The 22,119-nt window shown below is 70.8% G+C and carries 18 protein-coding genes; 5 read left to right on the forward strand and 13 right to left on the reverse strand.

Features of this window, described 5'->3' with window-relative positions; genetic code table 11:
- The first annotated feature begins 99 nt into the window (after positions 1-99).
- A complete protein-coding gene (locus AIIKEEIJ_RS14520) occupies positions 100-981 on the forward strand; it encodes an EamA family transporter (RefSeq protein WP_050035590.1) in 882 nt (293 codons plus the stop codon).
- On the opposite strand, the gene AIIKEEIJ_RS14525 is transcribed toward AIIKEEIJ_RS14520, so the two are convergent.
- Positions 978-2,600 carry an MFS transporter gene (locus AIIKEEIJ_RS14525; protein ID WP_161995947.1) on the reverse strand — a complete coding sequence of 541 codons (1,623 nt, stop codon included), beginning with the start codon at positions 2,598-2,600 and terminating at the stop codon, positions 978-980. The genes AIIKEEIJ_RS14520 and AIIKEEIJ_RS14525 overlap by 4 nt on opposite strands.
- 159 nt (positions 2,601-2,759) lie before the next feature.
- On the reverse strand, positions 2,760-3,677 hold the full coding sequence (locus AIIKEEIJ_RS14530) for a LysR family transcriptional regulator (RefSeq protein ID WP_006931266.1): 918 nt from the start codon (positions 3,675-3,677) through the stop codon (positions 2,760-2,762).
- Between the two features lie 68 nt (positions 3,678-3,745).
- On the opposite strand from AIIKEEIJ_RS14530, the gene AIIKEEIJ_RS14535 reads away from it, so the two are divergent.
- Complete coding sequence (locus tag AIIKEEIJ_RS14535; protein WP_043800645.1) at positions 3,746-4,183, forward strand: PaaI family thioesterase; 438 nt, start codon at positions 3,746-3,748, stop codon at positions 4,181-4,183.
- Between the two features lie 58 nt (positions 4,184-4,241).
- On the forward strand, positions 4,242-5,048 hold the full coding sequence (locus AIIKEEIJ_RS14540; protein WP_102799315.1) for a class I SAM-dependent methyltransferase: 807 nt from the start codon (positions 4,242-4,244) through the stop codon (positions 5,046-5,048).
- Positions 5,049-5,096: 48 nt separating this feature from the next.
- Here the strand turns inward: AIIKEEIJ_RS14540 and AIIKEEIJ_RS14545 are convergent, their stop codons facing one another.
- The 8 genes from AIIKEEIJ_RS14545 to AIIKEEIJ_RS14580 form a co-directional block, all read right to left on the reverse strand.
- Positions 5,097-5,417: a DUF202 domain-containing protein gene (locus AIIKEEIJ_RS14545; RefSeq protein ID WP_006931270.1), complete on the reverse strand. Its 321-nt coding sequence runs from the start codon at positions 5,415-5,417 to the stop codon at positions 5,097-5,099.
- Positions 5,418-5,442: 25 nt separating this feature from the next.
- The gene (locus AIIKEEIJ_RS14550; RefSeq protein ID WP_006931271.1) at positions 5,443-5,811 is read right to left on the reverse strand and encodes a YidH family protein; all 369 of its coding nucleotides are present in this window, start codon (positions 5,809-5,811) and stop codon (positions 5,443-5,445) included.
- Between the two features lie 60 nt (positions 5,812-5,871).
- A complete protein-coding gene (locus tag AIIKEEIJ_RS14555; protein ID WP_050035592.1) occupies positions 5,872-6,312 on the reverse strand; it encodes a QcrA and Rieske domain-containing protein in 441 nt (146 codons plus the stop codon).
- A 59-nt stretch (positions 6,313-6,371) separates the two neighbouring features.
- Positions 6,372-6,935: a DUF6529 family protein gene (locus AIIKEEIJ_RS14560; protein WP_161995948.1), complete on the reverse strand. Its 564-nt coding sequence runs from the start codon at positions 6,933-6,935 to the stop codon at positions 6,372-6,374.
- Positions 6,936-6,971: 36 nt separating this feature from the next.
- Positions 6,972-7,613: a hypothetical protein gene (locus AIIKEEIJ_RS14565; RefSeq protein ID WP_050035593.1), complete on the reverse strand. Its 642-nt coding sequence runs from the start codon at positions 7,611-7,613 to the stop codon at positions 6,972-6,974.
- 88 nt (positions 7,614-7,701) lie between these two features.
- A complete protein-coding gene (locus AIIKEEIJ_RS14570) occupies positions 7,702-8,190 on the reverse strand; it encodes a QcrA and Rieske domain-containing protein (protein WP_029545047.1) in 489 nt (162 codons plus the stop codon).
- 102 nt (positions 8,191-8,292) lie between these two features.
- Complete coding sequence (locus tag AIIKEEIJ_RS14575; RefSeq protein WP_161995949.1) at positions 8,293-9,822, reverse strand: DHA2 family efflux MFS transporter permease subunit; 1,530 nt, start codon at positions 9,820-9,822, stop codon at positions 8,293-8,295.
- Between the two features lie 260 nt (positions 9,823-10,082).
- Positions 10,083-11,777, reverse strand: coding sequence for an FAD-dependent oxidoreductase (locus AIIKEEIJ_RS14580; protein ID WP_029545051.1), 1,695 nt, complete (start codon positions 11,775-11,777; stop codon positions 10,083-10,085).
- Positions 11,778-11,932: 155 nt separating this feature from the next.
- On the opposite strand from AIIKEEIJ_RS14580, the gene AIIKEEIJ_RS14585 reads away from it, so the two are divergent.
- Complete coding sequence (locus tag AIIKEEIJ_RS14585; RefSeq protein ID WP_006931283.1) at positions 11,933-12,733, forward strand: acyl-[acyl-carrier-protein] thioesterase; 801 nt, start codon at positions 11,933-11,935, stop codon at positions 12,731-12,733.
- A 23-nt stretch (positions 12,734-12,756) separates the two neighbouring features.
- Positions 12,757-13,248: a SixA phosphatase family protein gene (locus tag AIIKEEIJ_RS14590; protein WP_006931286.1), complete on the forward strand. Its 492-nt coding sequence runs from the start codon at positions 12,757-12,759 to the stop codon at positions 13,246-13,248.
- 24 nt (positions 13,249-13,272) lie between these two features.
- Here AIIKEEIJ_RS14590 and AIIKEEIJ_RS14595 read toward each other — a convergent pair whose 3' ends face one another.
- From AIIKEEIJ_RS14595 to rpoB, 3 genes are all read right to left on the reverse strand, one after another.
- The gene (locus AIIKEEIJ_RS14595; RefSeq protein ID WP_029545055.1) at positions 13,273-14,286 is read right to left on the reverse strand and encodes an iron-siderophore ABC transporter substrate-binding protein; all 1,014 of its coding nucleotides are present in this window, start codon (positions 14,284-14,286) and stop codon (positions 13,273-13,275) included.
- Between the two features lie 175 nt (positions 14,287-14,461).
- Positions 14,462-18,433: a DNA-directed RNA polymerase subunit beta' gene (locus tag AIIKEEIJ_RS14600; protein ID WP_161995950.1), complete on the reverse strand. Its 3,972-nt coding sequence runs from the start codon at positions 18,431-18,433 to the stop codon at positions 14,462-14,464.
- Positions 18,434-18,544: 111 nt separating this feature from the next.
- Positions 18,545-22,051, reverse strand: coding sequence for a DNA-directed RNA polymerase subunit beta (gene rpoB, locus AIIKEEIJ_RS14605; RefSeq protein WP_029545057.1), 3,507 nt, complete (start codon positions 22,049-22,051; stop codon positions 18,545-18,547).
- Between the last annotated feature and the right edge of the window lie 68 nt (positions 22,052-22,119).

The following is a 22,119-nucleotide window of genomic DNA, read 5'->3' on the forward strand; positions in this document are numbered from 1 at the left end:
TGTTTTTCTGGTTGAGGTGGCGCGTGCTGCCGATCGTGCTCCCGTGCGGCAACATTCGTCGCACGCGGGACGGCGGATCCCCCAGGCCACGGAGGACGGATGAGCGGCACAGCACCGGCGCCACGGGGCGGCAGCCGGACCGTGCCCGTCGCGGCCGTGCTCGGCTCGGTGCTCTCCCTGCAGTTCGGCGCGGCCTTCGCCAGCACCCTGTTCGACGACGTCGGTGCCCTCGGCACGGTCACGCTGCGGCTGACGCTCGCCGCGGTGATCCTGTGGGCGGTGGTGCGGCCGTCGGTGCGGCACTGGCGCCCGGCGCAGTGGCGCGGCGTGGTCGCGCTCGGGGCGAGCCTGGCCGCGATGAACGGCTTCTTCTATGTGGCGATCGCCCGGCTGCCGCTCGCGGCGGCGGTCACGATCGAGTTCCTCGGACCGCTCGCCCTCGCCGCGGTCCTCTCCCGCCGCCCGCGGGACGCGCTGTGGGTGGCACTCGCCCTGGCCGGGGTGGTGCTCCTCGGGGCACGCGGCCTCGGCGGGGACGGCGGCGCCCTCGACCCGGCCGGGGTCGGTTTCGCGCTGCTCGCCGCCGCCGGCTGGGCCTGGTACATCGTCGCGGGCTCGCACGTGGCCACCACCGTCTCCGGCGCGGCGGGCCTGACCGTCGCCACCACCGTCGCCGCGGCGCTCGTGCTGCCCCTCGGCCTCGGGACCGCCGGCGCCGGCCTGGCCGATCCCGCGATCCTGGCCGCCGGAGCGGCGGTGGCCCTGCTGTCCTCCGTGGTCCCCTACAGCCTGGAGATGCGGGCGCTGCGGGAGCTGCCGAAGAACGTGTTCGCGATCCTCATCGCTCTCGAACCGGCGGCGGCGGCCCTGGCGGGCGCGCTGGTGCTCGGCCAGTGGGTCCAGCCCGTCGCGGCGGTAGGCATCGCGCTGGTGATCGTCGCCGGCGTCGGCGCCCTGCGCGGCAGCGGCGACCAACGCTAGCCGTCCGCGTCCCCGGGCGCGGCCCCCTGCCGCTCGTCCCCCGCCGGCTCGGCGCGTTCGTCCTGCGCACGGTACGACGCGAGGAGCCGTCTTTCGGCGTCGCGCTTCGGGAAGGCGAAGAACACCAGGACCGCACCGGCGGCGACGACGAGAATGGCGGCGGCATACGCCTTCGTGTCCCCGTCCAGGAACGCCGTGCGCGCGGCGGACATGATGGCGTCGGCGTACTGCGGGTACCGCTCGGCGAGGTCGGCGGCGCTCGCGAACGACTTGGTCAGCGCGGCCTGCGTCTGGTCGCTGATCTCGTCCGCCTCCGGCGACGAGGCGATCGCCGCCGAGATCGACGAAACGTATCCGGCGGTGAGCAACGCCCCGAGGATGGACTGCATCACGGCCCCGCCCAGATCGCGTTGCAGGTCGGCCGTTGCCGACGCCATCCCGGCCCGGGTCACCGGGACCGAGCCGGTCAGCGAGCGGGAGGCGGGCGTGCCGGCGAAACCGACCCCGATCCCCACGAGGCCGTACGCGAGCGCGATCTGCCAGTAACTGGAGGTCTCGTCCCACATCGTCAGCGCGACCGCGAGCCCGAGGAGGATGAACGCGTAGCCGAGCAGCAGGGTGGTGCGCGCACCCCGGCTCTCCACCATCCGGGCCGAGTACGGAGCCACCACGAGCATGCACGCGGCGGCCGGAAGGATCGTCGACCCGGCGGCGAGCGTGGAGTAGCCCAGCACGTTCTGCAGGAACTGCTGACCGACGAACATCGTCCCCATCAGGGTGCCGAACACGATGATGCCCGCCACCGCTGCCACCCAGAACGTCGGCCGCGCGGCCACCTTCAGGTCGAACAGCGGCTCGGGCACCCGCCGCTGCCGCCACACGAATACCGCGCCCGCCACGGCGGTGACGGCGGCGCAGACGAGCGCCGCCGTGCCTCGGCCGCTCTCGGGTGCGAGGTTGACCGTCAGGACGAGCGCCGCCACGAACAGCACCGACACGACACCGCCGACATGATCGACCGGCCCGGAGGTCTCGTTGACGTGCGCGGGAATCAGCACGGCCGCCGCCACGAGGGCGACGGCGGCGAGCGGCACGGTGATCAGAAAGGCCGAGCCCCAGTAGAAGTACTCCAGGAGCAGGCCGGACAGCAGCGGTCCGAGCGCAGCGACCGCACCGCCGGTCGCCGACCACAACGCGATCGCGCGGGTCCGCGAGGCTCCCGACCACAGCGCGGTGATCAGCGCCAGCGTGGTGGGATACGCCAGCCCCGCGGCGAGACCACCGGCCAGCCGGGCCGCGAACAGCACCTCGACGCTCGGTGCGAAGGCCGCCACCAGACACGCGGGTATCGACAGCGCGACGCCGAGCACGAGCAGCTGCTTGCGCCCGTAGCGGTCGCCGATCGCCCCCAGGTACAGCACCGACGCGGCCAGGCCCAGCGAATACCCGACGGCGACCAGGTTCAGTTCCGTCTGGCTCGCGTCGAAGGCCCGGCCGATCGCCGGCAGCGCGATGTTGGCAACCGAGAGATTGAGGTTCGCGACGGCGGCGACCAGGATCAACGTCGCGAGGACGGCCCCGGATCGCCGGGGGCTGCGATCGACCTCGACGGCCGTCACGGCCGCGACCCGTCGTACCGCGATGCGTCCATGTCCCACTCCCGGTGCCGGCTCGGCGCCACGCCGCGTTCGCTCGTACCCCCGGCGAGCAGCGTCCTCGACGATCATGATGACGCACCGGGCGCCGGATTCGGGCCGATTGCGACGATCGGTACGCGATCAGGCGCCGCGGACGATCATCCGCACCAGGTCCCCGGCCGGGCCGGCGAGCTTGCGGGGTGGGCGCCACACCGCGCGCAACGTGCGGGCCAGATCCAGGCCCTCGACCTCGACGGTCCGCAATTCGCCGGACGCGAGGTGATCGGCCACGGCGAGGGTGCTGAGCACGGCCGGGCCGACGCCGCCGAGGGCCGCGGTGCGCACCGCGGCGCCGCTGCCGAGCTCGAGCAGCGGCGACGGCCGCGCGAACTCCCGGAGGGCCAGATCCAGCGTGTGCCGCGTCCCGGAGCCCTCCTCGCGCACGACGAGCGGCGTCGCCGCCAGTTCGGCGACGGTGAGTGGACGCCGGCGCCGCGCCCACGGGTGCGCCGGCGTGACGACCACCACCAGCCGGTCCCGCGCCACCGGGGTGCTGTGCAGTCCCGGTGGGACGGTGGGAGCCTCGACGAACCCGACGTGGCACCGGCCCTCCGCGACCGCGTCGCAGACCTGCCGCGAGTTGTGGACCTGCAGCTGGATCTGCACGTCGTCCCGGAGCCCGCGGAAGCGGCCCAGCCAGCGCGGGATGAGGTGTTCGGCGACCGTCATGCTGGCTGCCACGGTCAGCTCGGCCTGCCGGTCGGCACTCAACGCCGCGGCGGCGTCGAGCAGGCGACGGGCGTCGGCGAGGGTCTGCCGCGCCCAGTGCGCGACCACGGTGCCCTCCGGGGTGAGCGCGGAACCGGCCCGCCCCCGGCGCACGAGCACGGTCCCCAGCTGCTTCTCGAGGCGGCGCACCGCCCGGCTGGCATTGGGCTGCGCGACGCCGGCGGCCCGGGCGGCCGCGCCGAGGCCGCCGTGGTCGTCGATGCCGACGAGCAGCTCCAGAGCGGCGAGGTCCGGCCAGCGAACCGTCGGCGAATGAGGTGACCGCGTCATGCACGAATGATATGTCCGCCCACGACCCGGCGGTGTGGGGCAGACTGCAGGCCGTGGAACTTCGAGGGGTGGACGACGCGGCGGCGGTGCTCGCGGCCCAACCGTTCAGCGTGCTGGTCGGCGCCCGGGTCGCCGCGTACGAGCCGGGCCGCGCGGTGCTCGAGATCCCGCTGCGTCCGGAGTTGCTGCAGCAGTTCGGGTTCGTGCACGGCGGCGTGCTGGCCTACGCCGCGGACAACTCCCTGACCTTCGCGGCGGGAACCGTGCTCGGATCGTCGATCGTGACCACCGGGTTCACGATCGACTACCTGCGCCCGGGCCGCGGCACGCTGCTGCGGGCCGCGGCGACGGTCGTCGACTCGAGCCGGCGACAGGCGCTGTGCCGGTGCGAGATCGTCGCCGTGACCGAGGACGGCACCGAGACACGGGTGGCCGCGGCGCAGGGCGGGGCCCGGGTGATCGACCTCGACCGCCGTTCCGGCCGTGAGCCCGGATCCGGTTCGTAGGCAACGGCGCCGGCCCGGACAGGTCGACTGACCGGGGACCGGAGAGAGGAAGACCGCGATGACGGATCACACCGCCGACGCCTGGGAGATCGCCGCGGCGTACGAGCGCTATGTAGGTCGCTGGAGCCGCCCGGTCGCCTCGAAGTTCCTGCAATGGCTGCCCCCTGCCGGGGCGGGCGCCGCGTGGTGCGATGTGGGGTGCGGGACCGGCGCTCTCGCACACGCCGTCCTTGTCGCCGAGGAACCGTCCCGGGTCGTCGGGGTCGAACCGTCCGAGGGCTTCGCCGCGGCGGCCCGCACCACGGTCGACGATCCCCGCTTCGAGGTCCGGCCGGGTACCGCTGCGGCGATACCGGCCGTGGACGGCGAGTTCGACCGCGTCGTATCCGGATTGGTCCTCAACTTTCTTCCCGATCCGATCGAGGGTCTTGTCGAGATGCGCCGCGTCACCCGAGCGGGCGGGACGATCGGCGGCTACGTGTGGGACTACGCCGAGGGCATGGGAATGATTCGCGCCTTCTGGGATGCGGCCGTCGAACTGGACGAGGCGGCGCGGGACCGGGACGAGGGTGTCCGCTTCCCGCTCTGCCGGCCCGATCCCCTCCACGACCTGCTCGCGTCTGCAGGTCTCACCGGGGTGCGGATCCAGCCGCTCGAGGTTCCCACCGTGTTCGCCGACTTCGACGATTTCTGGGCGCCGTTCCTCGGCGGTCAGGGACCCGCCCCCGGATATTGCATGTCGCTGCCGGCACGGCGCCGAGCCGAACTGCGGACGGTACTCGATGCCCGACTGCGCCGCGACCGAGCCGGTCGGATCGCGCTGACCGCCCGGGCGTGGGCCTTCCACGGCTCCGTGCCCGATTGACACGGGAGTAGATCGTCCAGCCCGGCTGGAACGGCGACGGTGCGGCGGTCACGCCTGCGACGTGACGATGAGCGTGGCGGCGGCGAGGGCCAGAACGACGACCGTGACGGTCAGGACGATGTTGCGCCACCAGTGATGCCTCGCGCGGCCCTCGATGAAGCGCCTCACGCGCGCCCGGTGCTCGCGCCCGCTCGTCACGAGCAGCACGAGCGCCGGCACCAGGCACAGCAGGCCGATCACCACCACCACGGGCGCCGGGCCGGGCGCCAGGCGCAGGAACAGCAGGACCACCGCTCCCAGCCCGGTCGCCGTGCGCAGCCACGCGAGCGTGGTGCGCTCGGGCTGCAGGCCCGGGTCGTCGTGTCTCATCGTGGGCCCGAACGCGACGGCGCGGTCATATCAGGAGGGCCGCGGCGAGGGCCACGGCCCCGACCGCCAGCATCGCCGCGAGCAGGAAGGCGATCCGCGGCGGCGGCAGGGGACGTTCGGTGCGCATCGCGGCCTCGATCTGCAGCCAGCGCCGCAGGGCGGCGATCACCAGGAGCGCGGAGAACACCAGCAGCGTGCACGACAGCGTGGTCCGCACCACCGGCCCCACGACGTCGCCGGCGAAGGTCTCGAGCGCGACGGCCGCCGCGATGACGCCGAGCGCGGTGCGGATCCACGCGAGGAACGTGCGTTCGTTCGCGAGGGTGAAGCGGGCGTCGGGTTCGGCGCCTTCACGCAACGCCCGCGGCCGCCAGTCGCGCAGAGGTCTGGTCACGCCGTCGACCCTATCCCGGTGCCGCCCGATGAGACCGTCGAGGTGGGACGGCGAACCCGGTCAGGCGAGGGTGATCTCGCCGTTCTCGACGGTGACGGCCCTGCTCTCGAGGGGACGCGCGGCGGGCCCGTTCGCGACGGTGCCGTCGAGGTTGAACCGACTGCCGTGGCAGGGACAGTTGATCGTGCCGTCCTGCACGGCCGCGACGGTGCAGCCCTGATGGGTGCAGATCGCGCTGAACGCGAGCACCTCGCCCGCGGCCGGCTGGGTCACCACGACCTTCTGATCGGGGAAGATCCGTCCCCCGCCCACGGGAATGTCGGCGACGGCCGCGAGGGGCTGTCCCGCGGCCGCGTCGGTGCCGGCGTCCTCCGCCGCGGAGGTCTGCCCGGAGGCCGGCTCGTCGCCGTAGGTGCTGCAGGCCGCCGTGGCGGCGACGGCGGCCATCCCGGCACCCAGGAGCACCGAACGGCGGCTGACGGGAGACTGCTCGAGATCCATTTTCCGGCTCCGATCGTGGGAGGGACAGTAGGGGTGGGAAAGACAGTAGGGGTGGGCCGTCAGAACGTGAGGCCCGTCGTGCGGAAGAAGTACAGCGCCGAGGTCGACCACACGACCATGATCGCCGTGAACAGGGCGCCGCCGGCCACCGGAACCGCCCATCCCGGCAGACCTCGCCGGCTCAGCAGCAGCATCTTTGCCACGAACGCCCCGTAGAGGAGGCATCCGGCCAGCGAGTGCCACAGCACCCGCGGCTCGCCGGTGCGAAAACCGAGCGCGTACAGGCAGTGCACCGCGACGGGGACGGTGGCCAGCACCGCGAGGCGGCCCGACCACACGTGCAGGGTCCCGATCCAGCTCGGCGCCCGCAGTCCCGGCATCCGTCCGTACATCACGGCCGCCGAGGCGAGCTGAACCAGTGCAAGCACGCCGGCGAGGGTCGCCAGCCAGGCCTTGACGGCGGTCGGACTGGAGAACCCGGCGACGTTGATCGAGAAGAAGGTCGGCTCGTGCACACTGCCGTACACACCGAGCCCGACCGCGACGAGGGCACCCACCAGGAACGCGACCACGACGGGGGCCGTTCGCGGCGGTGCGACGGGATGGACCTGCGGTGTGCTCATCCGTCCTCCTCCCGGTGTCACCGCGCGGTGGCACCGTCAGAATGTGTCGCTGCCGGACACCGGGTCCGCGGTTACGACCACCCCGTCGACGACCGCCGTCCCGTCCGGCGCCAGGGCCGGGGCGGGCGCGGTGCCGCCGTCGCCGGCGCGGCGCACACCGGTGACCGTCCCGTCCTGCGTGACGATCCAGCTGGCCCGGACGTCGCCCACGTTCGCGAGGTAGAGGCCGGCCGGAGGTTCGGCCGGCGCGGCGTCGAAGGTCCAGCTCCGGTCACCGAGCCACAGGGTGCCGCGCACCGTCGTGCCGTCGAACTCGCCGTCGAGGCGGGCACCGTCTCGGCCCTCGAGCTCGAGCCTGCCGTCCTCGGCATCGCCGGACAGCCAGGACTCGACTGCGCTGCCGTCGCACGCGTACGCGACGGCGTCCTCGCCCTCGACGGCGATCGCGAGCGTGAGGGTTCCGGTGGCGACGGGGATCTGCGCGACGTAGGTGGCCTGCGCGGGAAAGGCCACGGCGGTCGAGGGCGCAGCCGTCGTGGTGGGGGCCGGCGCGGACGTGGCGGCCGGGCCAGGGGCGGGCGTGGGGCCGCCGTCCTCCTTGGAGACGTTGACCGCGAGCAGGACCGCGGCGAGCACCACCACCGCCGCCAACGTGATCAACGGCCCCCTGCGCACCATCGGGTCCCCTCGTCGGTCCGCACTTCAATGATGATGTCGCGGTCGAATCTACTCCGCCGCCGCCCGCCCGCTTAGCGAATCGCCCGCATCAGTCGACGACGACGTCCGCACCGCGGGCCGCGGCCGGACGCGCCTTGAGCGGCTTGCGGGCGGGACCCTTGCTCACGGTCCCGTCCAGACGGAACCGGCTGCCGTGACAGTCGCAGACGATCTCGTCGGCCTCGACGCCGGTGATGTTGCAGCCCGAGTGGGTGCACAGCGCGACGAACGCCCGGTAGTCCCCGGCGACGGGTTGCGTCACCACGAGACGCTTGTCGGCGAACAGGACGCCGCTGCCCACCGGGATGTCGGCCGCGGCAGCCACGACCGCGGCGTCCGGACCGGGCTCAGGCGGCGTGGTCGGTGCGGCGGAGGTGCCGTCGGCGCCACTCTGGTCGGCCTCGGCACCGCACGCGGACAGGACTGCGGCGGCCGCGACCGCACCGGCACCGCCGAAGAGGGCGCGCCGGCACAGACGCGGCTGTCCGGGTGCCTCGTCCGTCGCGGCGGGGCCTCGGTGGGTGGGTTCGATGCTCATTGGGTCGTCCGTTCGGGTCGCCGTCGTGCTGCCGGAACGAGGTTAGCCGCAGACACGGAGAGGGGGCCGCGACGTACGTCACGGCCCCCTCCGGACGGCCGGCTAGTGGACGGCCACCGGCTGCAGTCCCTCCCCGGCCGGATGCTTGACGCGCGTGCGCGGCAGGAACAGCGCCGGGATCACCGCGAGGGCCATGAGGACGGTCGCGACGAGGAACGTGGTCGCGAACGCGTCCGCGAGCGAGGTGAGGATCGATTCCTGCACCGGTGCGGGCAGCTGTTCCAGAGCTGCCGGGTCCATCTGCCCGCCGCCCTCGGGCGCCCCCGCCGGGGTCGCCAGGCGGCTGCTCAGGATCACCGACATGGTCGCGGTGCCCACGGAGCCGGCGGCCTGCTGGACGATGTTCATCAGCGTCGACCCGCGGGCCACGCTCTGATGGGTCAGCGTCTGCAGCGCGGCCGTCATCGTCGGCATCATCGTGGCACCCATGCCCATGCCCATGACGAACAGCGCACCGAGCAGCAGCACGTACGACGTGTCCGTGCCCACCTGCGTGAAGACGGCCATGCCGAGCGTGACGAGGGTCAGGCCGACGAGCACGATCTTCCCGGGTCCGATCCGGTCGACGAGCCGGCCGGCGACCGGCATGGTGAGCATGGCGCCGAGGCCCTGCGGCGCAAGCAGGATGCCCGCCGCCAGGGTCGACTCGCCCCGCACCTGGAGGAAGTAGCTGGGGAACAGCAGTCCTGCGCCGAAGAACGCGATCGCGAACACCGACATGGTGAGCACCGCGAACGTCAGTTGGCGGTTGCGGAACAGGTACAGGTCGATGAGCGGGTTCCGGGCACGCAGGGCGTGGAACACGAACGCGACGATCAGCGCGGCGCCGATCGCGCCCGGCACGAGGACCCGCGTCGCGGCGACGGTGCCGACCTCCGGGATGGACGAGACGCCGAACAGGAACAGCGCCAGGCCCGGCGACAGGAGCGCCATGCCGACGAAGTCGAAGGACTCGGACCGGCTGGGGCGGTCCTTCGGCAGGATCAGCACGGAGGCGACGAGGGCCACGGCGCCGATGGGCAGGTTGATCAGGAAGATCCAGTGCCAGCTGGCGGTGTCGATCAGCCAGCCGCCGAGGATCGGGCCCCCGATCGGGCCCAGCAGCATCGGGATGCCGAGCACCGCCATCACGCGGCCGACCCGGTGCGGTCCCGCGGCGTGGGTCATGATCGTCATGCCCAGCGGCATAAGCATGCCGCCGCCCAGGCCCTGCACCACGCGGAACCCGATGAGCGACGTGATGTCCCACGCCATGCTGCACAGCACGGACCCGGCGACGAACAGGACGAGGGCGGCGAGGTACAGCCGTTTGGTGCCGAACCGGTCCGCGGCCCAGCCCGTGAGCGGAATCACGCTGGCCAGCGCCAGCGTGTAGGCGGTCATCGTCCACGCGACGGTCGCGTAGCTGGAGTCGAAGTCCTCCATGAACGTCGGCACGGCGACGGAGACGACCGTCACGTCGAGGATCGACATGATGGCGCCGAGCACCACCACCGACGCGATCTTCAGAACTGCCGCGTCGAGCTTGTCGCTCGCCGGCGCGGCGGCCGGGCCCGCATGGGGGGCTGTCATGGGTCGGTCCTCTCGAGGCGCGATGGCAGGCAGACCTGCCAGGATGGGATCGAGGGGGCCGGGCACCACGTCGTACCGTGCGGCGACGACGATCTCGGCGCGAGCCGCGTGTCACCCTCGACGTGCCCGGCGACCAGCGCGCGCCCCGACAGCGCGGCGGATCGACATCCCGGCCTGCGCTCCCCCGGCGGACGTCGCCGCGGGCGGTGCCGGGCACCGCCGAAAGATACTAGTCCCGACGCAGGCGGAGCCCCAACCGATTATCGGCGCACCAGACGCAGCAGGCTTCGCCCCGGCCGCGGCCGCCCGGCCGCGGTCTCCGTGAGGCGGGCGCGGTCGGTCAGCTTGACGCGCGGCCGGCCGGCGGCGCGGCCGGCCGCCCGCTCGGCCCCGTCGATCTCGTGCCATCCGCTCAGGCCCACCCGGGTGGGCCGCCGCTGCCCGAGCAGGCGATCGAGTTCCCGCCGGCCACCGGCCGGACGCGCGAGCCGGCCGGCGTCGAAGTCGGCGAGCAGGGCCGCGACCGTCTCCTTGGCGCACGCCTTGTTGGTTCCGATCACGCCGCTCGGACCGCGCTTGATCCACCCGGTGACGTACACGCCGGGTCCGGCGGCGGTGACCCGCCCGCCCTCGTTGGGGACGATCCCCCGTCGCTCGTCGAACGGCACTCCCGGGAGGGGGACCCCGCGGTAGCCGATCGAGCGCAGCACCAGCTGCGCGTCGAGGTGCAGGGCCTGCCCGGCGGGCCGGGCGACGAGTGCACCGTCGTCGCCGGCGATCAGGTCGTTGCGTACCGCGCGCAGTCCGGTGACCCGTTCGGTGCCCTCGATCTCGGTGGGCGACACGAGATAGCGGAACACGATGCGCTTGTTCCCCGGCCGGGGCTCGCGGCGCGCGTACTCGCGCGCGAGCCGCATGCGCATCGCGACCGCCGGGTCGGCGGCGGCGAGCGCCGCGCTGGCGGGATCGAGCTCGAGCTCGGTCTCGTCGACGACGACGTCGACGCCGTTCAGATCGCCGAGGGCGAGGAACTCGGGGTTGCTGTAGGCCGCCTGGGCCGGACCCCGGCGGCCCAGCAGGACGACCTCGCGGATGTTGCTCCGGCGCAGCGCCTCGAGGGCGTGATCGGCGATGTCGGTGCGGGCCAGCTCGTCGACGTCCATGGTGAGGATGCGGGCGACGTCGAGGGCGACGTTGCCGTTGCCGACCACGACCGCGCGTTCGCCGGAGAGGTCGAAGACCCGGTCGGCGTAGTCGGGGTGGCCGTTGTACCAGGCGACGAACTCGGTGGCGGCGTGGCTGCCGGGAAGGTCCTCGCCGGCGATGCCGAGGTTGCGGTCGGCGGACGCCCCGGTCGCGTAGACGACGGCGTGGTGATGGGCGAGCAGCTCGGCGTGGTCGATGTCGCGGCCGACCTCGACGTCGAGGTGCAGGGCGAACGCGTCGCGGCGGAACGACCATTCGAACGACTCGGTGACGGCCTTGGTACCGGGGTGGTCGGGTGCGACACCGCTGCGGACGAGTCCCCAGGGGGTGGGGAGCCGGTCGAACATGTCCACCTCGACGTTCGAGCGCTCGAGCAGTTCCTGCGCGGCGTAACAGGCCGCCGGACCGGCACCGACGACCGCCACGCGCAGGGTGCCCTGTCCCCGCGGCGGGGCCGGGACGGGTGTCAGCGGGATCCAGTTCTCGGGCATCGGGTGCGCCGTGTAGTAGTCGGCGTTGATGTCCTTGAACCGGGCCTGAGCCTCGGTGAGCCGGTCCTCCGGGAAGATCGCCTCGACCGGGCAGGCGTCCGCGCACGCGCCGCAGTCGATGCAGGCCTGCGGGTCGATGTGCAGCATCTCGGTCTGCGCGAACTCCCGCTCCTCGGGCGTGGGATGGATGCAGTTCACCGGGCACACGGCGACGCAGCTCGCGTCGTTGCAGCACGTCTGGGTGATCACATAGGCCATGTCGTGTCCTCGAAGAGCCGGGACCGGATTTCATGTGACATCCGGTAACAGTTAACTCCACTGTAGCCTCGATGTCTCGCCCCTCGCAAGATTCGCTGCAGCCCTGCCCCGCAGCTGTCAGAATCGGCAGGGGCCGACGACGAGCAGGGGGACGAATGGGTTCGGACACGGCCGCGAAACCGGCACCGGAGAAGTCCGCGGCGGAGGACGCGCTGGCGCAGCCCCTCGGGGCCGCGCCCCCGCCCGACGACGCGTTCCGGTCCACGCGCACGGTGCGCACCGGCGACGTCGACAACCGGGAACGGCTCCGTCTCGACGGCGTGGCCCGCTACCTGCAGGACATCGGCACCGACAACCTCGACGCCGTCGACGCCACCGCCACCGACCCGCTGTGGATCGTGCGCCGCACCGTCGTCGACGTGCACCGGCCGGCCCGCTTCCGCGAACAACTCGAACTGCGCCGGTGGTGCGACGCCTTGTCCACGCGATGGGCCAACGTCCGCGTGCGGCTCGACGGCACCGGCGACGCCCTGATCGACACCTCGGCGTTCTGGATCAACATCGGGCCCACCAACGGGATGCCGGCCCGGATCAGCGACCGGCTCTGGGAGCACATGGCCCGCCATGCGGAGGACACCCGGCTGCGATGGCGGGCATGGCTGCCGCCCACGCCGTCCGACGACGCCGACGCCGGCACGGCCTTCCCGCTACGGGCCACCGACATCGACCCGTTCGACCACGTCAACAACGCCGCCTACTGGCACGGCATCGAGGAGCACCTGGCCGGCCGGCCGGAGCTGCAGACCGCGCCGTACCGTGCGGTGATCGAGCACCTTCGACCGGTCGTCGCCGGCGACGCGCTGGTCCTGCGCGCCCGTCACGAGACCGACGCGCTGACCCTGTGGTTCACGGTCGGCGACGAGGTGCGCGCGGTGGCACGCGTCGGCCGCCGGTGACCCTGACCACCTAGGGTGAACCCATGACCCGCACCCTGATCCTGTTGCGGCACGGGAAGTCCGCGTACCCGGACGGCGTCGCCGATCACGAGCGCCCCCTTGCCCCACGGGGACGACGCGAGGCCGGCCTCGCCGGACGCTGGCTGCGGGCCCACCAGCCCCCGATCGACGCCGTGCTGTGCTCGAGCGCGACGCGCGCCCGCAAGACCCTGGCGGAGGCCGCCGTCGAGGTCCCCACGGAGATCCTCGACGACCTCTACGAGGCCACGCCGGGGAAGATCGTCGACGCGATCCGCCAGGTCCCGGACGACGTGTCGACCCTGCTCGTGGTGGGCCACGAGCCCGTCCTGTCCGCGACGACGCTGCTGCTCTCGGACGACCACGACTCGGATGCCGCCCGTCAGATCATCGAGAAGTTCCCGACCTCCGCGGTGGCGGTGCTGGCGGTGCGGGGGCCGTGGCACGACCTGGGCCCGCGTGGTGCGGCCCTGGTCGACTTCCACATCCCGCGCTGACCGGGACGCCGACCGGGAATCGCCCTACTCGGCCGCGGCGGCGAGCGCCTCGAGATAGGCGTCGATGCCCCACGTCAGCGACAGCACGGTCGGCGGCGACACAGCGGCGATGAGCTCGGTGCCGTTGACCTTCGCGACCCGACCGTCGGTCACCTGCCCCATGGTCCGCGCCCACGGCTGGGCGAGCGTGCGCTCCTGGGCCGCGGCGTCGTCGGCGTAGGAGAGCAGGATGTCGCTGGTGAGCTTGCCGGCCTCCTCGAAGCTGAGGGTGAAGTAGAAGCTGGACTCGTCGGTGCTCAGCTCGGCCACGCTGGGTGCGCTCACCAGACCGAGGTCGGTGAGGAACTCCACGCGCGAGTCGGCCGGCTTGTAGACGTAGAAGGTGTCGCCGGTGTCCCACACCGCGGCGACGGTCCTGCCCCGCAGCTGCGGATAGGCTGCCGCCTTCTCCGCGATGGTGGCCTCGGTGTCGGCGATCAGCCGGGCCGCCTCGCCGGATCTGCCGAGCGCCTGCCCGACGGTGGCGACGACGTCGCGCCACGGGGTGGCCCACGGCTCGTCCGGGTACGCGACGGTCGGCGCGATCCGGCTCAGCGTCTCGTACTGCTCCCGGGTGAGCCCGGAGTAGTTGGCGAGAATGACGTCCGGCCGCGCCGCCGCGATCTGCTCCACCGGCACGTCCGTGCCGTCGTTCGGCAGGACGGCCGGTGTCTCGGCACCCAGCTCGGCGAGCCGGTCCCCGATCCACGGCAGCACCCCCTGCGCGTCGCCGCCGTAGGACTGGGCCGGGATGGCAACGGGCACGACGCCGAGCGCGAGCGCGGCATCGGTGCTGCCGAAGCCCCACGTGACCACCCGCTCGGGTTCGCCGTCGAGCGTCGTGCTGCCGAGGGCGTGTTCGATCGTGACCGGGAACGCGCCTCCGGCCGCGGACGACGACTCGCCGGCCTCGTCGCTCCCCGACGAGCACGCGGTCAGGACGAACGTGAGAGCGAGTCCGGCTGCGGCGAGCAGCCTCGGGATTCGGGTCGACGGCACAGGCGTTCCCTTCGGGTTGTTAGGAGTGCCTACCCAAACTAGCCGACGACCGGCGCGGCCGTGACGCCCACCCCGGAAACCAGGAAGGCCCCGCCCCCGAAGAGAAGAGGGCGGGACCTTCGTGGCCACGGCAGAGAGCCGGGCCGCAGCCGGTTTCCCGGCCGCGGCGACGGATCTACCGGTAGTCGCTGGAGTAACCGTAATCGTCGAGCGGAACCGCAGCGCCGGTGTTCTGGCCGAAGCCCTCCGGCGAGTAGTACTGATCCTCGTACGACGGGATCGCGTACGCGGCCGCGCGGGCCTCCTCGGTCGGCTGCACCTGGATGTTCCGGTACCGGTTGATGCCGGTGCCGGCCGGGATCAGCTTGCCGATGATCACGTTCTCCTTCAGACCGATCAGCTTGTCCGAGCGGCAGTTGATCGCCGCGTCGGTCAGCACGCGAGTGGTCTCCTGGAACGACGCCGCCGACAGCCACGAATCGGTGGCCAGCGACGCCTTGGTGATACCCATGAGCACGGGACGACCGGCAGCCGGCTCGCCGCCCTCGGCGACGACCCGCCGGTTGGAGGCCTCGAACTCGCTGCGCTCGACCAGCGAACCGGGCAGGAACTCCGTCGAACCCGAGTCGATGATCGTGACGCGACGCAGCATCTGGCGCACGATGACCTCGATGTGCTTGTCGTGGATCGACACACCCTGGCTGCGGTACACCTCCTGAACCTCGTTCACGAGGTGGACCTGCACCTGACGCGGACCCATGACACGCAGCACCTCGTGCGGATCGGCAGCACCCTCGAGGAGCTGCTGACCGACCTCCACGTGGTCGCCGTCGGCGAGGATGCCCTCGGTGCCGTTCGCCTTCCGGATCACGTGCAGACGCTGACGCTTCGACAGCTTGTCGTACACGACCTCCTCGCCGCCGTCGTCCGGGACGATGGTGATCTTGTAGAAGCGGTCGTCGTCCTCGAGGCGCACGCGGCCGGAGACGTCGGCGATGGGCGCCTTGCCCTTCGGGACGCGGGCCTCGAACAGCTCCTGCACTCGCGGCAGACCGCCGGTGATGTCCTCACCGACGCCACCCTGGTGGAACGTACGCATCGTCAGCTGCGTACCGGGCTCACCGATCGACTGCGCGGCGACGATACCGACGGCCTCGCCGATGTCGACGAGCTTGCCGGTCGCCATCGAGCGGCCGTAGCAGGTGGCGCACACGCCGGTGCCGGTGTCGCAGGTCAGCACGGAGCGGACCTTGACCTTCCGGATGCCGGCGGCCAGCAGGGCCTCGATCGCCGGGTCGCCGAGGTCGCTGCCCCGGGTGACGACGACGTTGCCGTCCGCGTCGACCGCATCGGTGGCCAGCGTACGGGCGTACGTGCTGGTCTCGATGTGGGCGTCGCGCACCAGGCGGCCGGTCTCGTTGCCCGCGCCGTCGCGCTCGGGCTCGGCGATGACCATCTCGATACCGCGCGGGGTGCCGCAGTCGGTCTCGCGGACGATGACGTCCTGCGACACGTCGACCAGACGACGGGTCAGGTAACCCGAGTCGGCGGTACGGAGCGCGGTGTCGGCCAGACCCTTACGGGCACCGTGGGTGTTGATGAAGTACTCGAGCACGGTCAGGCCCTCACGGAACGAGGACTTGATCGGGCGCGGGATGAACTCACCCTTCGGGTTCGTCACCAGACCCTTCATGCCCGCGAGCGAGCGGATCTGGGTCATGTTGCCCGCGGCGCCGGACTTCACGATCGTCGGGATCGGGTTGTCGTCCGGGTAGTGCGCTTCCATGGCCTGACCGACCTCTTCGGTCGCCTCCTGCCACAGCTTGACGAGCGAGTCGCGCCGCTCCTCCTTCGAGAGGGCACCACGAGCGAACTTGCGCTCGAGCTGATCCGCGGACGCCTCGTAGCGCTCGAGGATCTCCTTCTTCTCCGGCGGCACCAGCACGTCGGCCATCGACACGGTGACACCCGAGCGGGTGGCCCAGTAGAAGCCGGCGTCCTTGAGCTTGTCGACGGTCTGCGCGACGACGATCATCGGGTAGCGCTCGGCCAGATCGTTGATGATCGCGGCCTGACGCTTCTTCGGCATGACGTCGTTGACGAAGCCGTAGTTCACCGGCAGCAGCTCGTTGAACAGCACGCGACCGAGCGTGGTCTGCACGGTCCAGCCGTCACCGTAGTTCCAGCCGTCGGGGAACAGCTCGGCCTCGACGTCCTTCGGCGGGCGCTGCCGCGTCAGGCGCACCTTGATCGGGGCCTGCACCGAGAGCACGCCGCGGTCGACGGCCATGATGGCCTCGGCCGGGGACGAGTACACGCCCTGCTCCGGCTCGTCGTCGGTGGCCGACCGGTACGCGCCCGGCGCGTCCTCGACCAGGCGGGTCAGGTGGAACAGACCGGTCACCATGTCCAGACGCGGCATGGCGAGCGGACGACCCGACGCCGGCGACAGGATGTTGTTCGACGACAGCATCAGGACGCGGGCCTCGGCCTGCGCCTCCGCGGACAGCGGCAGGTGCACGGCCATCTGGTCGCCGTCGAAGTCGGCGTTGAACGCCTCACACACGAGCGGGTGCAGCTGGATGGCCTTGCCCTCGACGAGCTGCGGCTCGAACGCCTGGATACCGAGGCGGTGCAGCGTAGGAGCACGGTTGAGCAGCACGGGGTGCTCGTTGATGACCTCTTCGAGGACGTCCCACACCTGCGGGCGCTGCCGCTCGACCATGCGCTTCGCGGACTTGATGTTCTGCGCGTGGTTCAGGTCGACCAGGCGCTTCATCACGAACGGCTTGAACAGCTCGAGCGCCATCAGCTTCGGCAGACCGCACTGGTGCAGCTTGAGCTGCGGGCCGACGACGATGACCGAACGGCCGGAGTAGTCGACGCGCTTGCCGAGCAGGTTCTGACGGAACCGGCCCTGCTTGCCTTTGAGGAGGTCGGACAGCGACTTCAGCGGACGGTTGCCCGGGCCGGTGACCGGCCGGCCACGACGGCCGTTGTCGAACAGCGCGTCCACGGACTCCTGCAGCATCCGCTTCTCGTTGTTGACGATGATCTCGGGGGCGCCGAGGTCGATCAGTCGCTTGAGGCGGTTGTTGCGGTTGATGACGCGGCGGTACAGGTCGTTCAGGTCGGAGGTCGCGAAGCGGCCACCGTCGAGCTGCACCATCGGACGCAGCTCCGGCGGGATCACCGGCACCGCATCGAGAACCATGCCCATGGGCGAGTTACCGGACTGCTGGAACGCCGCGACGACCTTCAGTCGCTTCAGGGCGCGCAGCTTCTTCTGGCCCTTGCCGCTGCGGATGGTCTCGCGCAGCGACTCGGCCTCGGCGTCGATATCGAAGTTCTCGATGAGCTTCTGGATCGACTCGGCACCCATCGCGCCGGTGAAGTACTCGCCGTAGCGGTCCTGCAGCTCGCGGTAGAGCAGCTCGTCGACGATCAGGTCCTTCGGCTTGAGCTTGGTGAAGGTGTTCCAGATCTCCTCGAGCCGGTCCAGCTCACGCTGGGCGCGGTCGCGCAGCTGACGCATCTCGCGCTCGCCGCCGTCCTTGACCTTGCGGCGGACGTCGGACTTGGCACCCTCCGCCTCGAGCTCGGCCAGGTCGGCCTCGAGCTTCTGCGCGCGGGCCTCGAGGTCGGCGTCGCGCTGATCGGCGACGGACTTCTTCTCGACCTCCATCTCGGCCTCGAGGGTCGAGAGCTCGTTGTGGCGCAGCTCGTCGTCCACCGCCGTGATGACGTACGCGGCGAAGTAGATGATCTTCTCGAGATCCTTCGGCGCCAGGTCGAGCAGGTAGCCGAGGCGGCTCGGCACACCCTTGAAGTACCAGATGTGCGTGACCGGCGCGGCGAGCTCGATGTGGCCCATGCGCTCACGACGCACCTTGGCTCGAGTGACCTCGACGCCGCAGCGCTCACAGATGATGCCCTTGAAGCGGACACGCTTGTACTTGCCGCAGTAGCACTCCCAGTCCCGGGTGGGGCCGAAGATCTTCTCGCAGAAGAGGCCGTCCTTCTCGGGCTTGAGCGTGCGGTAGTTGATGGTCTCCGGCTTCTTGACCTCGCCGTACGACCAGTTGCGGATGTCCTCCGCAGTGGCCAGGCCGATGCGGAGTTCATCGAAGAAGTTGACGTCGAGCACGTAACTTCCTTTCCCCTTTACGGGTTTTGTTGCTGCTAGTTGTCGCTATCGCTGCCGGGGCCCGATGAGATACGCGCCGGCTGAGCGGGGCGTATCTCATCGGGTCGGCTCCTAGTTCGCGAGGTCGTCGACCGTGGCCGACTCGTTGCGGGAAAGGTTGATGCCCAGGTTGGCCGCCGCCCGCTCGAGGTCCTCGTCGTCGCCGTCGGCCATCGCGATGGCCGCGCCGTCGCTGGACAGCACCTCCACGTTCAGGCACAGCGACTGGAGCTCCTTGAGGAGCACCTTGAAGGACTCGGGGATGCCCGGCTCCGGGATGTTCTCGCCCTTCACGATGGCCTCGTAGACCTTCACGCGGCCCACCACGTCGTCCGACTTGATGGTGAGCAGCTCCTGCAGCGTGTACGCCGCACCGTAGGCCTGCATGGCCCAGCACTCCATCTCACCGAAGCGCTGGCCACCGAACTGCGCCTTACCACCGAGCGGCTGCTGGGTGATCATCGAGTACGGGCCGGTCGAACGCGCGTGGATCTTGTCGTCGACCAGGTGGTGCAGCTTGATGATGTACATGTAGCCGACCGACACCGGGTACGGGAACGGCTCGCCGGAGCGACCGTCGAACAGCGTCGCCTTGCCGTCGGGGCCGACCATGACCTCGCCGTCGCGGTTCGGCAGCGTGGAGCCCAGCAGGCCCGTCAGCTCGTCCTCGCGGGCACCGTCGAACACCGGGGTGGCGATGTTGGTGTTCGGCTCGGCGGCGAGCATGTCGTCGGACAGGTTCTTCGCCCACTCCGGACGCTCGCCGTCCCCGGCCACCTGGACGTTCCAGCCGGCCTTGCCGATCCAGCCGAGATGCGTCTCGAGGATCTGGCCGATGTTCATACGACGCGGAACACCGTGGGTGTTGAGGATGATGTCGACCGGGGTGCCGTCGGGCAGGAACGGCATGTCCTCCTGCGGGAGGATCTTGCCGATGACGCCCTTGTTGCCGTGCCGGCCGGCGAGCTTGTCGCCGTCCTGGATCTTGCGCTTCTGCGCCACGTACACGCGGACCAGCTCGTTGACACCCGGGGGCAGATCGTCGTCGTCCTCGCGCGAGAACACGCGGACGCCGATGACCTTGCCGGTCTCGCCGTGCGGCACCTTCAGCGACGTGTCGCGCACCTCGCGGGCCTTCTCGCCGAAGATCGCGCGCAGCAGCCGCTCCTCGGGGGTCAGCTCGGTCTCGCCCTTCGGGGTGACCTTGCCGACGAGGATGTCGCCGTCGCGCACCTCGGCACCGATGCGCACGATGCCGCGCTCGTCGAGGTCCGCGAGGACCTCGTCGGAGACGTTGGGGATGTCGCGGGTGATCTCCTCGGCACCGAGCTTGGTGTCGCGGGCGTCGATCTCGTGCTCCTCGATGTGGATCGAGGTGAGCACGTCCTCCTCCACAAGGCGCTGCGACAGGATGATCGCGTCCTCGTAGTTGTGGCCTTCCCACGGCATGATCGCCACGAGCAGGTTCTTGCCGAGCGCCATCTCACCGTTCTCGGTGCAGGGGCCGTCGGCGAGGACCTGGCCGGACTCGACGCGCTGGCCCTCGTCCACGATCGGCCGCTGGTTCGAGCAGGTGCCCTGGTTCGAGCGGTCGAACTTGCGCAGCCGGTAGGTGCGACGGGTGCCGTCGTCGGCCATCACGGTGATGAAGTCGGCCGAGACCTCCTCGATCACGCCCGACTTCTCGGTGACGACGACGTCGCCGGCATCGACGGCGGCACGCAGCTCCATGCCGGTACCGACGACCGGGGCCTCGTTGCGCACCAGCGGCACGGCCTGACGCTGCATGTTCGCACCCATGAGGGCACGGTTGGCGTCGTCGTGCTCGAGGAACGGGATCATGGCCGTGGCCACCGACACCATCTGCCGCGGCGAGACGTCCATGTAGTCGACCTCGGTCGCCGCGACGAACTCGACCTCGCCGCCCTTCTTGCGGACGAGGACGCGCTCCTCGGTGAAGCGGCCGTCGGCGTCGACCGGCGAGTTGGCCTGCGCCACGACGTGGCGGTCCTCCTCGTCGGCGGTCAGGTAGTCGACCTGGTCGGTGACGATGCCGCCCTCGACCTTGCGGTACGGGGTCTCGATGAAACCGAACGGGTTGACCCGCGCGTACACCGACAGAGAGCCGATCAGGCCGATGTTCGGGCCTTCCGGCGTCTCGATCGGGCACATGCGGCCGTAGTGCGAGTGGTGGACGTCGCGGACCTCGAGGCCGGCCCGCTCACGGGACAGACCACCGGGGCCGAGCGCCGAGAGGCGGCGCTTGTGGGTCAGGCCCGACAGCGGGTTGTTCTGGTCCATGAACTGCGACAGCTGGGAGGTTCCGAAGAACTCCTTGATCGCGGCCACGACGGGACGGATGTTGATCAGCGTCTGCGGCGTGATGGCCTCGACGTCCTGGGTGGTCATCCGCTCGCGGACGACGCGCTCCATGCGGGACAGGCCGACGCGGATCTGGTTCTGGATGAGCTCGCCGACGGTGCGCAGGCGACGGTTGCCGAAGTGGTCGATGTCGTCGACCTCGACGGGAACCTCGACGCCGCCGGGCGCCGTCATGGTGGTCTCGCTCGCGTGCAGGCGCACCAGGTACTCGATCGTGGCGACGATGTCTTCCTCGGTGAGGGTCGACGCCTCGATCGGCTGGCCGGCGTTCAGGCCCAGCTTCTTGTTGATCTTGTAACGTCCCACGCGCGCCAGGTCGTAGCGCTTGTCCTTGAAGAAGAGGTTCTCCAGCAGGGTCTGCGCGCTCTCCTTGGTGGGCGGCTCGCCCGGGCGCAGCTTGCGGTAGATGTCGAGCAGCGCCTCGTCGGTGCCGGCCGTGTTGTCCTTCTCGAGGGTGGACATCATGATCTCGGAGAAGCCGAAGCGCTCGACGATCTGCTCGTTGGTCCAGCCGAGGGCCTTGAGCAGCACGGTGACCGGCTGGCGGCGCTTGCGGTCGATCCGCACGCCGACGGTGTCGCGCTTGTCGACGTCGAACTCGAGCCACGCGCCGCGGCCCGGGATCACCTTGACGCTGTGCAGGTCCTTCTCGGTGCTCTTGTCGACCGCGCGGTCGAAGTACACGCCCGGGGAGCGCACCAGCTGCGAGACGACGACACGCTCGGTGCCGTTGATGATGAAGGTGCCCTTGTCGGTCATCATCGGGAAGTCACCCATGAAGACCGTCTGGCTCTTGATCTCGCCGGTGTTGTTGTTGATGAACTCGGCAGTGACGAACAGCGGCGCCGCGTACGTCATGTCCTTGTCCTTGCACTCCTCGACCGAGGCCTTGACCTCGTCGAAGCGCGGATCGGAGAAGGACAGGGACATCGACCCGGAGAAGTCCTCGATCGGAGAGAGCTCCGCCAGGATCTCCTCGAGGCCACCGACGACGGGGCCGTCACCGCGCTCGGCAGCGAGCGCGCGCCAGCGCTCCGAGCCGATCAGCCATTCGAAGGAATCTGTCTGTAGATCGAGGAGCCCAGGGACTTCGAGAGGTTCGCGAATCTTCGCGAACGACACCCTCTTCGGGGCTCCGGGGATTCCGGCAACTGCCTTGGTCTGGCTAGAGACTGCCAAGATGCGTCCTTCCAGCACCTCACGCGGGCCGCTCCAACCGGTGCGACCGCCGCTGTACCTGCTTCTTCATGTGGGGCGTTATCGCT

The organism is Rhodococcus sp. YH1 (genome assembly GCF_009939605.1).
GTDB classification, from domain to species: Bacteria; Actinomycetota; Actinomycetes; order Mycobacteriales; family Mycobacteriaceae; genus Rhodococcus; species Rhodococcus aetherivorans.

What these genes read in the sequence shown, in the direction of transcription:
- AIIKEEIJ_RS14520 (WP_050035590.1), top strand. Translation starts at nt 100, where the DNA reads ATGAGCGGCACAGCACCGGCGCCACGGGGCGGCAGCCGGACCGTGCCC.
- AIIKEEIJ_RS14530 (WP_006931266.1), bottom strand. Translation starts at nt 3,677, where the DNA reads ATGACGCGGTCACCTCATTCGCCGACGGTTCGCTGGCCGGACCTCGCC.
- AIIKEEIJ_RS14540 (WP_102799315.1), top strand. Translation starts at nt 4,242, where the DNA reads ATGACGGATCACACCGCCGACGCCTGGGAGATCGCCGCGGCGTACGAG.
- AIIKEEIJ_RS14545 (WP_006931270.1), bottom strand. Translation starts at nt 5,417, where the DNA reads ATGAGACACGACGACCCGGGCCTGCAGCCCGAGCGCACCACGCTCGCG.
- AIIKEEIJ_RS14555 (WP_050035592.1), bottom strand. Translation starts at nt 6,312, where the DNA reads ATGGATCTCGAGCAGTCTCCCGTCAGCCGCCGTTCGGTGCTCCTGGGT.
- AIIKEEIJ_RS14560 (WP_161995948.1), bottom strand. Translation starts at nt 6,935, where the DNA reads ATGAGCACACCGCAGGTCCATCCCGTCGCACCGCCGCGAACGGCCCCC.
- AIIKEEIJ_RS14565 (WP_050035593.1), bottom strand. Translation starts at nt 7,613, where the DNA reads ATGGTGCGCAGGGGGCCGTTGATCACGTTGGCGGCGGTGGTGGTGCTC.
- AIIKEEIJ_RS14570 (WP_029545047.1), bottom strand. Translation starts at nt 8,190, where the DNA reads ATGAGCATCGAACCCACCCACCGAGGCCCCGCCGCGACGGACGAGGCA.
- AIIKEEIJ_RS14575 (WP_161995949.1), bottom strand. Translation starts at nt 9,822, where the DNA reads ATGACAGCCCCCCATGCGGGCCCGGCCGCCGCGCCGGCGAGCGACAAG.
- AIIKEEIJ_RS14580 (WP_029545051.1), bottom strand. Translation starts at nt 11,777, where the DNA reads ATGGCCTATGTGATCACCCAGACGTGCTGCAACGACGCGAGCTGCGTC.
- AIIKEEIJ_RS14585 (WP_006931283.1), top strand. Translation starts at nt 11,933, where the DNA reads ATGGGTTCGGACACGGCCGCGAAACCGGCACCGGAGAAGTCCGCGGCG.
- AIIKEEIJ_RS14590 (WP_006931286.1), top strand. Translation starts at nt 12,757, where the DNA reads ATGACCCGCACCCTGATCCTGTTGCGGCACGGGAAGTCCGCGTACCCG.